This window comes from Microbacterium sp. CH-015 (assembly GCF_049707015.1).
GTDB classification, from domain to species: Bacteria; Actinomycetota; Actinomycetes; order Actinomycetales; family Microbacteriaceae; genus Microbacterium; species Microbacterium aurum.
The window spans coordinates 125351-139260 of sequence record NZ_JBNAFJ010000005.1 but is presented as its reverse complement, the minus strand read 5'-3'; the positions used below and the strand labels follow the sequence as shown (position 1 = coordinate 139260).

10 protein-coding genes are annotated in these 13910 nt (G+C 71.7%); 3 read left to right on the top strand and 7 right to left on the bottom strand.

The genetic code is table 11. The annotated features are described in order from the left end of the window. Nucleotides 1-10: 10 nt before the first annotated feature. Nucleotides 11-1510, bottom strand: a complete 1500-nt coding sequence (locus ACPYN4_RS09685; RefSeq protein WP_424446244.1) for an ABC transporter permease — start codon at nt 1508-1510, stop codon at nt 11-13. A 213-nt stretch (nt 1511-1723) separates the two neighbouring features. Here ACPYN4_RS09685 and ACPYN4_RS09680 point away from each other — a divergent pair, with 213 nt between their 5' ends. From ACPYN4_RS09680 to ACPYN4_RS09670, 3 genes are all read left to right on the top strand, one after another. Next, nucleotides 1724-2458, top strand: a complete 735-nt coding sequence (locus ACPYN4_RS09680) for a response regulator transcription factor (protein WP_424446243.1) — start codon at nt 1724-1726, stop codon at nt 2456-2458. Continuing rightward, nucleotides 2455-3981, top strand: a complete 1527-nt coding sequence (locus tag ACPYN4_RS09675; protein WP_424446242.1) for a sensor histidine kinase — start codon at nt 2455-2457, stop codon at nt 3979-3981. The genes ACPYN4_RS09680 and ACPYN4_RS09675 overlap by 4 nt, the downstream gene beginning before the upstream one ends. A 217-nt stretch (nt 3982-4198) precedes the next feature. Next, entirely contained in the window at nt 4199-5191 is a 993-nt protein-coding gene (locus ACPYN4_RS09670) for a hypothetical protein (RefSeq protein WP_424446241.1), read from the top strand. A gap of 335 nt (nt 5192-5526) precedes the next feature. On the opposite strand, the gene ACPYN4_RS09665 is transcribed toward ACPYN4_RS09670, so the two are convergent. From ACPYN4_RS09665 to glmU, 6 genes are all read right to left on the bottom strand, one after another. Then, nucleotides 5527-7077: an FAD-dependent oxidoreductase gene (locus ACPYN4_RS09665; protein WP_424446240.1), complete on the bottom strand. Its 1551-nt coding sequence runs from the start codon at nt 7075-7077 to the stop codon at nt 5527-5529. Continuing rightward, nucleotides 7077-7919: an FAD:protein FMN transferase gene (locus ACPYN4_RS09660; RefSeq protein ID WP_315550415.1), complete on the bottom strand. Its 843-nt coding sequence runs from the start codon at nt 7917-7919 to the stop codon at nt 7077-7079. The genes ACPYN4_RS09665 and ACPYN4_RS09660 overlap by 1 nt, the downstream gene beginning before the upstream one ends. 122 nt (nt 7920-8041) lie before the next feature. Beyond that, the gene (locus ACPYN4_RS09655; RefSeq protein ID WP_239281729.1) at nt 8042-8557 is read right to left on the bottom strand and encodes an FMN-binding protein; all 516 of its coding nucleotides are present in this window, start codon (nt 8555-8557) and stop codon (nt 8042-8044) included. 106 nt (nt 8558-8663) lie between these two features. Continuing rightward, the gene (locus tag ACPYN4_RS09650) at nt 8664-11381 is read right to left on the bottom strand and encodes an HAD-IC family P-type ATPase (RefSeq protein ID WP_239281728.1); all 2718 of its coding nucleotides are present in this window, start codon (nt 11379-11381) and stop codon (nt 8664-8666) included. Nucleotides 11382-11428: 47 nt separating this feature from the next. Continuing rightward, on the bottom strand, nt 11429-12463 hold the full coding sequence (locus ACPYN4_RS09645; RefSeq protein ID WP_239281726.1) for a ribose-phosphate diphosphokinase: 1035 nt from the start codon (nt 12461-12463) through the stop codon (nt 11429-11431). Further along, nucleotides 12438-13910 (bottom strand): bifunctional UDP-N-acetylglucosamine diphosphorylase/glucosamine-1-phosphate N-acetyltransferase GlmU, encoded by a 1473-nt coding sequence (glmU, locus tag ACPYN4_RS09640; RefSeq protein ID WP_424446239.1) that lies wholly within the window; start codon nt 13908-13910, stop codon nt 12438-12440. The genes ACPYN4_RS09645 and glmU overlap by 26 nt, the downstream gene beginning before the upstream one ends.

The window sequence follows — 13910 nt, the reverse complement described above, 5'->3', positions numbered from 1 at the left end:
GATGCCGCGCTCACGCGACCGCTCGCAGGGCTTCGGCGGGGCTGAGCTTCGCGGCGCGCCAGCCGCCGAACGCGCCGGCGACGAGGCCGCCCGCGACGGCGAGCAGCAGGGCCGCCACGACGATCCACAGCGACAGCGGCGCGTGCAGCACGATGTCGGTCGCGGTCTGGGTGAACTGGGCGCCGAAGCCCCCGCCGCCCATCCCGCCGCCGTTGCCCGTGCCTCCTGCGCCGCCCGGGCCGCCCTGTCCGGCCGTCGTCGCCGGGGCCGATGAGATCGTCGGGGAGACGAGGTTGATCACGAGCACACCCACAAGCCCCAGCACAACCCCGGCCGCACCGCCGATGAGGGCCTGGACGACGGACTCCCCAGCCACCTGTCCGACGACGCGCGAGTTCGACCAGCCGATCGCCTTGAGGGTGCCGAGCTCCCGCGTGCGCCGGGAGATGCCCGAGATCGTGAACAGCACCGCGAGGGCGACCGCCACAGCGAGCACGATGATCGACAGCCACGTGCCGAGGCTCGTGATGAGTGAGCTCGCGCTGGAGAGGGAGCCGGAGACCGTCGAGGCGAGGTCGGACTGTGAGCTGACGGTCGCGTCGGGCAGGGCATCCTGCAGCGCCGTCTGCACCGCGGAGATGTCGTCGCTGGAGGCGGCCTGCACGTACACCGTCGACAGCACGTCGCCGGCGCCGGAGAGGGTCTGCGCAACGTCCAGCGGGATGTAGACGTTGGAGGCGGTGTCGGCGCTCGACGAGGCCGAGGTCACGACGCCGACGACCTCGAAGCTCGTCCCGCCGATGTCCATGGTGTCGCCGACGGCGAGGCCGGCGCTCGTCGCGTACGTGGCGTCGAGCACGGCGACGTCGGCTCCGGCGTCGGAGGCCTCGAGCGCGCGGCCATCGCTGACGGTGACGGCCGACATCGGTCCGACGGCGTCGGCGTCGGGGTCGATGCCCAGCACCGTGAACGAGTCGACGCCGAACGATCCGCCGCCGAAGCCGCCGCCGGGTCCGCCCTGGCCCTCCTGCGGGGCCTCTCCCCCGGTCTGGCCGTCGGTGGTCCCGCTCTCGCTGGGCGCCTGCGGCAGTTCGCCGGAGAAGGTCGTGTTGGTGAGGCTGAGGGCGCCGGATGCCGCCGCGACGCCGTCGATCGCGCTTACCGTGTCGAGCGTCGAGGCGTCGAGCGTGCCGCGCCGGAAGTCGGTCGTCAGTCGCGACTGGCTGAGGGTCGTCGTGCCGTCGTCGGACGTGCTGCCCCCGTCCTCGTCGAAGTCGAACTGCGGCCGTCCGCCGCCGTCGGCGCCCGGCTCGGTCTGGGCGCCCGTGACGGTGAGGTCGGTGCCGACGCCGTAGACGGATTCGAGCGCCTGCGCCTGGGCATCGCGGATGCCGGCGGACAGCGAGTTGACGATGATGACGAGCGCGATGGCGATGGCGAGTCCGATCGCCACGATCGCGGTCTGCTTCTTGCGCCCCGACAGCTCGCGGCGCAGGTACGTCCAGTACATGGGTCTCCTTCTGGCGCCCCGGCTGATCGAGAGGGCGCCGACGCATCGACGGTAGGAACGCTCGTGATGCGGATCCTCGGTCGCGGTTATGCGGAACCTATGGCCTGCGCCCGCCTCGCGTGCCGGGTGCGGGGCGGCATCCTCGCCTGATCCATAGGTTTCCCATAGCCGTAGCCATAGCCATTCCACAGAGACGTCATGAGAATGGAGGACATGACCGCTCCCGCCCCCACTGCCGCCCTTCACCGCTCCGACGGCTCGCCGCTGCGCGTGCTCGTCGTCGACGACGAGCAGATGCTCACCGACCTGCTGTCGATGGCCCTGCGCATGGAGGGGTGGGAGGTCCGCAGCGCCGGCTCAGGGTTCGACGCCCTGGCCCAGGCGCGCGAGTTCGACCCCGACGCGATGGTGCTCGACATCATGATGCCCGACCTCGACGGCATGTCCGTCCTGCAACGGCTGCGCCACGCGGGCAACGATGTGCCGGTGCTCTTCCTCACCGCGAAGGATGCCGTGGCGGACCGCGTCGCCGGACTCACCGCCGGCGGCGACGACTACGTCACGAAGCCGTTCAGCCTCGAGGAGGTCGTGGCGCGACTGCGGGGGCTCATGCGCCGCGCCGGGACGGCGATGGCGGAGGGCGCCGACCCGATCCTGCGGGTGGGCGACCTGACCCTCAACGAGGACTCGCACGAAGTCGAGCGCTCGGGCACCGAGATCGAGCTGACGGCGACGGAGTTCGAACTGCTGCGCTTTCTCATGCGCAACCAGCGCCGCGTCGTATCGAAGGCGCAGATCCTCGACCGCGTCTGGAACTACGACTTCGGCGGGCGCTCCTCGGTCGTGGAGCTCTACATCTCGTACCTGCGCAAGAAGATCGACGCCGGCCGTGAGCCGCTCATCCACACGGTGCGCGGCGTCGGCTACATGATCAAAGCGCCGCAGTGAGCACCGCCCCGGCCGTGACCGACGCGCGGGACGCCCCGCGCGCCCGGCATCGCTGGAGCCTGCAGACCCGCCTCATCGTCACAGTCGTCTCCTTCGTCGCGCTGATCCTGGTGGGGGTCGGGTTCGCGACGGGGACCATCCTGCGCTCGATCATGGTCGAGAACCTGAACGCGCAGGTGTCAGAGGCCTCCAACATCGTCCAGCGGATGATCCAGCCCGGCAGCACGGCGGGCGACGTGCTGAGCGCGGGGCGGCAGGAGAACGGCACCCTGCTCGTGCTCCAGACCTTCAGCGGGCTCTCCGGCGCGTACGTCGACCACGACGGCAACGTCGTGGAGCTGACGCAGAGCGAGATCTCCGCCCTCATGCCGCAAGGCGTCGACGAGCAGGGCTGGGGAACACTGCCGGTCGCGGACGTCGGAGAGTATCGCGTCAAGTTCCAGGGCACGGCGGGCGGGGTGTTCTACCTCGTCGGCATGCCGACCTCGGAACTGACCTCGACGGTCGCGCAGATCCTCACGACCGTGGCCCTGTTGACCGTCGGCGGCCTGCTGGTGCTCGCCGCGCTTCTCGCCCTGGTCATCCGACAGTCCCTGAAGCCGCTGCGCTCGGTCGCCGACACGGCGGCGCGGGTCGCCGCGCAGCGTCTCGACTCGGGCGATGTCACCATCACCGAGCGGGTGCCGGCCTCCGAAGCCGACGCCTCCGACGAGATCGGCCGGGTCGGCGCGGCGCTGAACACGCTGCTCGATCACGTCGACACCTCCCTCGCCGCCCGCCAGCGCAACGAGGAGCGGATGCGGGCGTTCGTCGCCGACGCGAGTCACGAGCTCCGCACGCCGCTCGCCGCGATCCGCGGCTACTCGGAGCTGTCGCTGCGCTCGCTGAAGCTGTCGCGCGACGCCGGCGACCGCGCGACGACGGCGCAGCTCGCAGCGACCGCGGACCAGTCGCAGCAGGGACTGGAGCGCATTCAGGCGGCATCCCTTCGGATGACGACGCTCGTGGAGGATCTGCTGCTGCTGGCGCGCCTGGACGAGGGCAAGGAACTCGTCTACGGCGCCGTGGATCTCACCCGCGTCGTCGTCGACGCCGTCGCCGACGCGCAGGCCGCTGGCCCCGAGCACGAGTGGGAGCTGGATGCCGGGGAGGAGCCCGTTGTCGTCGCGGGCGACGCGGTGCGGCTGCACCAGGTCGTCGCGAACCTGCTGACGAATGCGCGGGTGCACACGCCGGCAGGCACCCGCATCGTCGCGAGCGTCGAGGTCGCCGACGGCGAGGCCGTCGTGCGGATCGCCGACAACGGGCCGGGCATCGACCCCGCCATCGCCGACGAGCTGTTCGAGCGCTTCGCGCGCGCCGACACCTCCCGAGCGCGTCAGACCGGTGGCACCGGGCTCGGTCTGTCGATCGCGAAGGCGATCGTGACGGCCCACCACGGCGCCATCACCGTCGACAGCGAGCCCGGCGCGACGGTGTTCGAGGTGCGCCTGCCAGCACGGCCCGCGACCCCGGCATCCTGAGTCGGGGTCTCGGGCTCGCGCGGGGTCTCGCGCTCGGTCGGGGTTTCGGTGGCGCAATCGACCACCTGAACCTCGGTGAGCCCGCAGATCGCGCCCCCTTTTCTGGAGTGCGGCGGCGCGCGCCGCCGCCCTCTCCCCAGGCCGCGATGTCTGCGGGTCATCCACAGAGCGGGGAGGTCGAGCCCCACAGGCGCGCCGCAGGCGTCATCCTCGCAGGATGCCGATCACACCTCGACCGCTCAGCGCCCGCCTCGGAGCGACTTTCACCGTCGCCGACGCTCTCGCGCAGGGTCACACCACCAGCCGGCTCCGCGCGCACGACCTCGAGCGTCCCTACCACGGGGTGCGCAGGCGGATGCCGGCTCCTGCGCCGCCGGCATCCGAATCGGCCCATGACGCGGACCCCCTCGCGGCGGATCGAGCCGAGCACGCCCGCGTCCTGTCCGACGCGCAGGCGTACTTCCAGGTAGCGCCGGCGCACGCCTTCGTTGCGGGGCGATCGGCCGCCGCGCTCCTGATGCTGCCGTGCCCCGTCGCGGAGGAACTCTGCGTCGGCGTGGTCGCGCCGCAGCGCGCTCCGCGTGGCCGTGGTATCCGTGGAACGAAGATCGCCCCGCAGCTGGTGAGCACGCGTGAGATCGACGGCGTGCGCGTCGCGAGCCCGGCGTCGATCTGGGCGATGCTCGGCGGAGAGTTGACGCATCGCGAGCTGGTGATCCTGGGCGATGCGATCGTGCGCATCCCACGCGACGAGCGGGGACGACCGATGCCGGACGCGCAGCACGCCACGATCGAGCAGCTGCGGTCCGCGGCGATGGCGCCCGGAAGACGCCATCGGGGGCGTCTGCTGGCCGCCCTGAGCGACATCCGCGTCGGAAGTGGATCGGCCGTCGAGACGGACTTCCGGCTGACGTGCCAGGACGCCGGACTCCCGGAGCCCGACCTCGACGTCGAGATCCGGACGCCCGACGGCGCGCTCGTCGGCATCGCCGACGCGGCCCACCCGGGGTACCGGACGCTCGTGGAGATCGAGGGCGACCATCACCGGGTCAGCCGACGGCAGTGGCTCCGCGACCTGCAGAAGCACGCGGCATACGTCCGGCTCGGGTATGAGGTGATCAGACTCGTGAGCACACAGGTCCGCGGGCCGCGGCCCAGTGCCCCGCAGATCATCGCCGACGCGCTGCGGCGCCACGGCTGGCCCGGTTGAGGCCTCGCGAGACAGGTGGCGCAAACGACCACCTCACCCCGCCCGAAGCCGTCGATCGCGACACCTATCCCACCCAGCGCGCAAACAAGTGGCGCAAACGACCACCTCACGGCGCCCGAAGTGGTCGATCACGACACCTATCCCACCCAGCGCAAACAGGTGGCGCAAACGACCACCTCACCCCGCCCGAAGCCGTCGATCGCGACACCTATCCCACCCAGCGCGCAAACAAGTGGCGCAAACGACCACCTCACGGCACCCCAAGCCGTCGATCATGACACCTATCTTCCGGCGACGATGTGACCACGTCGCGGGGGCGCCCGGGCCGGGGCGGCTCAGTAGCCGGAGAACGCGTCGGTCGTGAGGGAGCGCGCCCGCTCCAGCGCGGGAGCGAGGTCGGCGATGAGTCCGGGCGGGCCGGAGATGAAGGCGTGACGCGCCCCGATGTCGAGGACCACCTGCAGCAGGCCGTCGGCGTCCAGGCGCACGCCCTTGGCCCAGCGCCAGTGCGGCGGGAGGGTGGCCGGCTCGTTGCGGGTGAACACGATGACGGGGATGCCGGCATCCTCCAGATCCTGGCGGAAGGCGAGCTCCTCGGCATCCGAGGCGACGTAGACGAAGACGATGTCGCGATCCTCCCCCGACAGCCGCTGGTGCCGCAGCTGCGAGACGAAGGGCGTCACGCCGATGCCGGCCGCCACCATCAGCACGGGCGCCATCGGCCGCGTGGGCAGCACGAAGTCGCCCCACACGCCCGTCACCGCGAGCGTCTGCCCGGGTTCGACGGCGGCGAGGGCCTTCTTGTAGCTCGACTGCGAACCCTCCCGCAGCGCGATGCGCACCTCGGGCAGCTCCTCCGGCGCCGACACGATGGAGAACTCCCGCCGCGTGCCGCGCGCGTCGGGATGCGGGTGCGGCACCTCGAGCTCGAGATACTGCCCCGCGACGAAACGGAACCGCCGTTCGGCGCGGAACGCGAGCTCGCGAACCGTCGGGGTCAGCGGGATGCGGCCGAGGTAGGTCAGCCGGACGGCGGCGCGCACCGCGAAGGCGAACGCCAGCAGGTTGCCGATGAGCAGCGCGCGCTCCTGCCCGAGGCTCACCTCCCCGACGTCGATCGGCCAGCCGGCCAGCACGCCGACGAGGGCCGCGACGGTGAACTGCTGCCAGCGCCGGGGCGGGAGCGTCAGCGGCTCGGAGAGCATGAACGCCCCGAGGAAGAGGAAGGGCGAAGACCACAGGATCTGCCAGAGCACGGTGGCACCGTCGAGCTCGAGCCCCACCTGCTGGTACTGCACCGAGGTGCGCACGAATGCGACGGCGCACGCGATGAGGACGAACACCGCCACGACACGCACCTTCTCGGTGCGCACCAGCACGACGAGCCCCAGGATGATGACGGGCGCGGCGAGGCTCGGCGTCCCGACCCACCACGACGACGATCCGAGATCGGGCAGCCAGACGCTCAGCACCGTGAGGACCGCCGCGCCGACCGCCGCGGGGTTGAAGATGTGCCGGCCCTGCCAGGCGAGCAGGTACTTGGATGCCGACGCCACGACCCCGGCGACAGCGAGCCCCACGAGGCCCAGCGGGTCGAGGGTCGGCCGCAGCACGAACAGCAGGATGAGCGTCGTGATGACCGAGGACTCCCAGCGCCAGGGAGTGCCGAGGATGCGGTGGGCCACGGCATCCGTCGCCGCGCACGCCGCCGCCAGCACTGCCAGCGCGGCCAGGAGCTCCCCCGGCGTGGGGCCGGCGAGGCCGAAGAACGACAGCGCGAACGCGATGGCGGCGAGGGCGGCGAGGGCCAGCACGACGAGCCGGTACATCGAGACCCGCCCGACGACGGCGAAGACGCGGTTCCAGACGACGGTGAGGGAAGACATCACAGGAACAACTCTGCCGTACTGCCGGGCGACCACTCTACGCGGCCGTCGGTGGTCATCCGCACCCACTGCGCGTCGCGCTCGGCCGCGAAGCGGGGACCGCCGTCGAAGAACAGCGTCGTCGCGACCGCGTCGGCGGTGATCGCGTCCGCGGCCCGCGCCCATGTGGCCGCGATCGTGCGCACCGGCTCGCCGGTGCGGGCGTCGAGCACATGGTGCAGCCCGGCCCCGTCCGCTCCCGGCCACGCGCGACGCCCCGTCGCGGAGGCGCACAGGGCGGCGTCGCGCACATCCCACACGCCGATCGCGCGCGTCGGATCGTACGGATGCTCCAGCGCGATGCGCTCGGTGGCACCGGCCACGGCGATGTCACCACTCGCGTCGACGGTCACCGCGCCGACGACCCGGCGGCGCACCTCGGCGAGCACGAGGTCGACGAGTCGCCCCTTGCCGAGCGCGCCGACGTCGATCGTCGCCGGTGCGCAAAGGCTCAGGATGCCGTCGTCCCAGCGCAGCAGGTCGCGCCACGCGGCCGGGGCGGGCTGCGCGCCGCGGTCGACGAACCCGTGCCCGGCGTCGTAGCCGCGGCGCGCGAGCGCGTCGCCGATGAGGGGGTTGACGGCGCCGTCGGTGGCGGCGGATGCCGCGGCGAACAGGTCGAGCATGGCCACGGCATCCGCGGCCGGCGCGTCTGCCGTTCCGCCGGCGGCGAGCCGGGTGACGAGGGAGTCGGGGCGGAAGCGCGACCAGTCGCGGTCGAAGGCGTCGATCAGCGCGGTGACCGCGGTGCGGGCGGCGGCATCCAGGGGCGCGGCGGTGTCGATGCGCCACACCGTGCCGATGGCGGCGAACTCCCAGCGCTGCCGCGGCCGTTCAACCGCGGACCTCGCCGGTGGGGACCCCGCCCCGGCCGCCGACGCCCCCGCCTCGGCGGAGGTCGTCACCGGTCGGCCCGCGGCGTGCATCACGCGGCCGCTTCGGCCTTGATCGCCTGAATCGCCTCGTTGAACCCGCCGCTGGTCAGCGAGGAGCCGGCGACGCGCGAGACCGAGATCTCGTCGATGTTCTTGCCGACGACCTCCGCGGAGATGCCCCCGATGAACTTGCTCTGATACTGCTCGGACTCCCGCTTGGTGGGGTTGCCGGTGACCTCGACGTCCGTGATGACGTCGTCCTCGAGTGTCACGGTCACCGTGATCGTCTCGACCGATTCGGGTGTCGCATACGAGCCGTCGGCGGTGTAGGTGCCGTCGGCGTACGCGCCGTCGATGGTCCCGCCCGCCGAGCCGCTCTGCTCGCCCGCCGACGCGGTCGCGGCGGGCGTTGCCGCGTCGGTCTGGGTCGACGCGCTCTCCTCCGCGTCGGCGGCCGAGGCGCAGCCGGCGAGTGTGATGACCCCGAGCACGGATGCGGCGGCGATGCCCGCGCGGGCCGAGGCGCGCGTGCGGCGGGTGGCGGGGACGGCGGTGGTGCGGATCATGATGGTCCTCCTTCTGTCGTGCCCTGCGGTGAGGGTCGGCCCGGCATCCGGCGGCCGGTCGCGTTCCACGCTAACCCGCGTGGCGGCGGTGAACGCTCGGGAAGACCTATGCGTTTGCATTGAGTGCGGGCGCGGCGGTGCGGCCGCGACGCAGCGCTTTGAGCGCCTCGACGACGAGGAACACCAGAACCGACATCCCGATCGGCAGCAGCCAGCCCACGAGGTCCACCGGCTCCGAGGCGAAGAGGTCGTTCATGAACGGCAGGTAGATGTAGCCGGCCTGCAGCACGATCAGCACGAGCGCCGACCACCAGATCACCGGGTTGCCCCGCAGCACATCGGCGGTGAGCGAGGTCCGCGCGAGGAACCGGCAGTTCAGCAGATACGCCAGCTGCCCGAGCGCGAGCATCGTGACGGCCTCCGTGCGGGCGACCTCGAGGTCGGCGCCCCGCGCGAGCGAGCTGCCGAACACGGCGAGCGTCGCGCCGCCGATGAGCAGCGACACCATGAGGACGAACCCGAGTTCGCGTCCCGAGATGATCGACCCGCCCGGCGCGCGTGGCGGGCGGGTCATGATGCCGCGCTCGGCCGGCTCGTACGCGAGTGCGAGCGACAGGGTCACGGCGGTGACCATATTGACCCACAGCACCTGCACCGGGGTGAGCGGCAGCGTGAGCCCGAACAGCACCGCGACGAGGATCACGAGCGACTGCGCACCGTTGGTCGGCAGCAAGAAGACGACCGACTTGCGCAGGTTGTCGTAGATGCGCCGCCCCTCGGCGATGGCGCTGCGGATTGTGGCGAAGTTGTCGTCGGCTAGGACGATCTCGGCCGCCTCCTTCGTGGCCTCGGTGCCCTTGATGCCCATCGCCACTCCGACATCGGCGCGCGTCAGGGCGGGCGCGTCGTTGACGCCGTCGCCCGTCATCGCGACGACCTCGTGGTGTGCCTGCAGCGCCCGGACGATGCGGATCTTGTGCTCCGGGCTCGTGCGGGCGTAGACGTCGACGTCCCGGACGACCGCCTTCAGCTGCTCCTGGCTGAGCGCCTCGAGCTCGGCGCCGGTGAGGACGCGCACCTCGGCGTCGCCTACGGAGCCGGCCGCGGGGAGCAGTCCCATCTCGCGGCTGATGGCGACGGCCGTGCCGGCGTGGTCGCCGGTGATCATCTTCACGCGGATGCCGGCGGCATGGCAGTCCGCGATCGCCTCGATCGCCTCGGGGCGCGGCGGGTCGACGATGCCCCAGAGCCCCAGGAACTCCAGGTCCACCAGGTCGCTCTCGCTCAGCTCGTCGTCACGCGTGGGCTTGCGGGCGGCGGCGAGGACACGCAGTCCCTGGCCGCTGAGCTCGTCGATCGCCGCTTCCCAGAACGATCGGTCCACCGGCTCGGAGCCGTCGCCGCCGCGCTGTGTCAGCGACCGGTCCAGCAGTCGGTCGGGCGCACCCTTGACGAGGATCACGCGGGCGCCGTCGCCGGCCTCGTTGAGGGTCGCCATGAACTTGTTCGCGGAGTCGAACGGCATGACCGCGAGGCGCTTCGTCCCGGCATCCGTCACCCCGCCCTTCATCGCCGCGACCTTGAGCGCCCCCTCGGTGGGCTCGCCGACCAGGCGCCAGCCGCCCTCGCCGTCGGGTGAGAGCTCGGCGTCGTTGCAGAGGTCCGCGACGGCGAGGATCGCCGCGAGGTCGCGACCGCCGGCCGGGGTGATGCCGCCGTCGGGCTGGTAGCCGAGCCCGGAGACCTCGTAGCGGCCGACGGGGGTCACGATGCGGCGGACCGTCATCTCGTTCTTCGTGAGCGTCCCGGTCTTGTCCGAGCACACCGTCGTGACCGACCCGAGCGCCTCGACGGCGGGGAGCTTGCGGGTGATGGCGTTGCGCCGCGCCATCTGCTGCACGCCGATCGCGAGCGTGATCGTGACGAGCGCCGGAAGTCCCTCGGGGATCGCCGCGACGGCGAAGCCGATCGTCGCCGAGATCAGTTCGGGCATCGGCATCTGGTGCAGGTACCGGCCGATCAGCATCATGACCAGCGCCATGCCGAGGATGACGAGGGTCAGCACCTTGCCGAAGCCGTCGAGCTGCTTCGTCAGCGGCGTGTCGAGCGATCCCGCCTCGCCGACGAGCGCCTGGATCTTGCCGATCTCGGTGGCCGCTCCCGTGCCGGTGACGACACCGATGCCCTGACCGGCCGAGACGATCGTGCCCGAGAAGGCCATCGAGGCACGGTCGCCGACACCGGCGTCGGAGGCGACGGATGCCGTCTGCTTGGACGACGGCACCGACTCGCCGGTGAGGGCGGCTTCGTCGATGCGCAGCTGCGTCGCCTCGACGAGCCGCACGTCGGCGGGCACCTTGTCGCCCGGCATGAGCCGCACGACGTCGCCCGGCACGAGATCGGCGGCGGCGATCGTCGTCCACGTGCCGTCGCGGCGGACGGTGGCATCGGCCGAGAGCATGCCGCGGATGCCGGCCAGCGCCTTCTCGGCCCGCCCCTCCTGCACGTAGCCGATGACCGCGTTGATGACCGCGACGGCCATGATGACCCAGAAGTCGAGCCAGTCCCCCATGACCGCTTTGATGGCCGCGGCGGCCAGCAGGATGTAGATGAGGGTGTCGTTGAAGTGGGACAGGAAGCGCAGCCAGCCGGGTGTGCGCTTCGCCTCCGGCAGGAGGTTCGGTCCGGCGATCTCGCGGCGCGCCGCGGCCTCGTCGGCCGTCAGTCCGTCCGCGCCGACCTGCAGCGCCTCACGCACCTCGGCGGCGTCGAGCGCGTAGGGCCGCGCGACGGTGAGCTGGGCGTCGGTGAGGATGTCGGCCATAGCGTGAATCTACAGCATCCGATGCGGACGGCCTGCCGGCGCAGCGGTCAGGCGTCGCCGCCGAACATGCTTGTGACCGACCCGTCCTCGAAGACCTCTTTGATCGCGCGCGCGAGCAGCGGCGCGATCGGCAGCACGGTGAGCGAGTCGAACCGCTTCTCCGGCGGCAGCGGGACGGTGTCGGTGACGACGACCTCGTCGATCGAGTCGTCCTGCAGGCGCTGGGTGGCGGGGTCGCTGAAGATCGCGTGGGTGGCCGCGACGATGACGCGCTCGGCGCCGTTGGCCTTGAGCGCCTGCGCGGCCTTCACGATCGTGCCGCCGGTGTCGATCATGTCGTCGACGAGGAGGCACACGCGCCCAGCGACGTGTCCGACGATCTCGTTGACGGTCACCTGGTTCGCGACGTTCGGGTCGCGGCGCTTGTGGATGATGGCAAGCGGAGCGCCGAGGGAGTCCGACCACTGGTCGGCGACGCGCACGCGGCCGGTGTCGGGCGAGACGACCGTGAGCTTGTCGCGGTCCTCGGGCGACAGGCTGTCCTTGAAGTACTCCAACAGCACGGGTTTGGCGAAGAGGTGGTCGACGGGACCGTCGAAGAACCCCTGGATCTGCGCGGCGTGCAGGTCGACGCTCATGACGCGGTCGGCGCCGGCGGTCTTCAGCAGGTCCGCGACGAGGCGCGCGCTGATCGGCTCGCGGCCGCGGCCCTTCTTGTCCTGCCGGGAGTAGGGGTAGTAGGGGGCCACGACGGTGATCCGCTTCGCGGACGCGCGCTTGGCGGCATCCAGCATGATGAGCAGCTCCATGAGCCACTCGTTCACCGGCGGGCCGAACGACTGGATGATGAACGCATCGCAGCCGCGGATCGAGACCTCGAAGCGGGTCAGGATCTCGCCGGAGGCGAAGGTGCGGTGCTCGGTGGGCACGAGCTTCGTGCCGAGGGCCAGCGCGACCTCTTCGGCCAGGGCCGGGTGAGAGCTGCCGCTCGCGACGACCAGGCGCTTCTTGGTCTTGGCGACCAGCCCCGGCGCGATGCCGCGCTCGACGTCGAGATCAACCGTGTTCTTCTTGTGCCCCATCGTCCGCTTTCTGTGCGGACCGGGCTCGGGCGGCGGCTGTGGCCGCGGCCGTCCCCGGTCGGTGATTCTCGACCCACCCCTCGACGTTGCGCTGAGGGGCGACACTCAATGCCAGCGCGCCGGCCGGGACGTCCTTGCGGATCACCGCGCCAGCGCCGGTCTTGGCGCCATCTCCGATCCTAACGGGCGCGACGAACACGTTGTGCGAGCCGGAGTGCACCTCGTCGCCGATCTCCGTGCGGTGCTTGGCGATGTCGTCGTAGTTGGCGGTGATGGCGCCGGCGCCGAGGTTGACCCCGCGGCCGATCGTGGTGTCGCCGATGTAGGACAGGTGCGGCACCTTGCTGCCCTCGCCTATCGTGGAGTTCTTCGTCTCGACGAACGTGCCGATCTTGCCGCCGGCGGCGAGCTTCGTGCCGGGCCGGAGGTACGCGAACGGGCCGACGGTGGCACCGGCGCCGATGACGGCGAGGGTCGCGTCGGCGCGGCGGACGACGGCGTTCTCGCCGACCTCGCAGTCTTCCAGCGTCGTGTCGGGGCCGATCGTCGCGCCGGCGGCGACGGCCGTCGCGCGCAGGATGTGCGTGTTCGGCAACACCGTCACGTCGGGGGCGAGGGTCGCGGTGACGTCGATCCACGTCGTGGCCGGGTCCTGGATCGTCGCGCCCGCCAGCTGCCACCGGCGCACCGTGCGCGCGTTCAGCAGCCGCCCGGCTTCGGCGAGCTGCGCGCGATCGTTGACGCCGAGCGTGAGGGTGACGTCGGCGACGAGGGATGCCGTGACCGTCCGCTCCGCGCGGCGGGCGAGCCCGATCACGTCGGTGAGGTACTTCTCGCCCTGCGCGTTGGCGGTGCCGACGTCGGCGAGGTGCTCGCGGAGGGCGGCGGCCTGGAAGACGTAGACCCCCGCGTTGATCTCGGTGACGGCGGCCTCGGCATCCGTCGCGTCCTTCTGCTCCACGATGCGCTCGACGGTGCCGTCGGCGCCGCGGATGACGCGGCCGTAGCCGGTCGCGTCGGGGAGCACGGCCGACAGCAGCGTCACGGCGGCGCGGGAGGCGCGGTGATCGCGCACCAGGGCGGCGAGCGTGTCGGCATCCAGCAGCGGCACGTCGCCGGAGAGCACGAGCACGTCGCCGTCGAAGTCGGGTACGGCGCCGAGCGCGACCTCGACGGCGCGGCCCGTGCCGGGGATCTCGTCCTGATCGACGACGACCACCTCGTCGGAGATGCCGGTCACCGCCTCCGCGACCTGGTCGCGCTCGTGGCGCACGACGACGAGCACGTGGCCGGGCGCGAGGTCGCGCGCAGTGTCGAGCACGTGCCCGACGAGCGGGCGGCCGCCGATGCGGTGCAGCACCTTCGGCAGCGCCGACCGCATCCGGGTGCCCTGACCTGCGGCGAGGATCACGACGGCGAGCGAGGTGTCCAGTGTGGTATTCGTCAT

What these genes read in the sequence shown, in the direction of transcription:
- ACPYN4_RS09685 (WP_424446244.1), bottom strand. Translation starts at nt 1,510, where the DNA reads ATGTACTGGACGTACCTGCGCCGCGAGCTGTCGGGGCGCAAGAAGCAG.
- ACPYN4_RS09680 (WP_424446243.1), top strand. Translation starts at nt 1,724, where the DNA reads ATGACCGCTCCCGCCCCCACTGCCGCCCTTCACCGCTCCGACGGCTCG.
- ACPYN4_RS09670 (WP_424446241.1), top strand. Translation starts at nt 4,199, where the DNA reads ATGCCGATCACACCTCGACCGCTCAGCGCCCGCCTCGGAGCGACTTTC.
- ACPYN4_RS09665 (WP_424446240.1), bottom strand. Translation starts at nt 7,077, where the DNA reads ATGTCTTCCCTCACCGTCGTCTGGAACCGCGTCTTCGCCGTCGTCGGG.
- ACPYN4_RS09655 (WP_239281729.1), bottom strand. Translation starts at nt 8,557, where the DNA reads ATGATCCGCACCACCGCCGTCCCCGCCACCCGCCGCACGCGCGCCTCG.
- ACPYN4_RS09650 (WP_239281728.1), bottom strand. Translation starts at nt 11,381, where the DNA reads ATGGCCGACATCCTCACCGACGCCCAGCTCACCGTCGCGCGGCCCTAC.
- ACPYN4_RS09645 (WP_239281726.1), bottom strand. Translation starts at nt 12,463, where the DNA reads ATGGGGCACAAGAAGAACACGGTTGATCTCGACGTCGAGCGCGGCATC.
- glmU (WP_424446239.1), bottom strand. Translation starts at nt 13,910, where the DNA reads ATGACGAATACCACACTGGACACCTCGCTCGCCGTCGTGATCCTCGCC.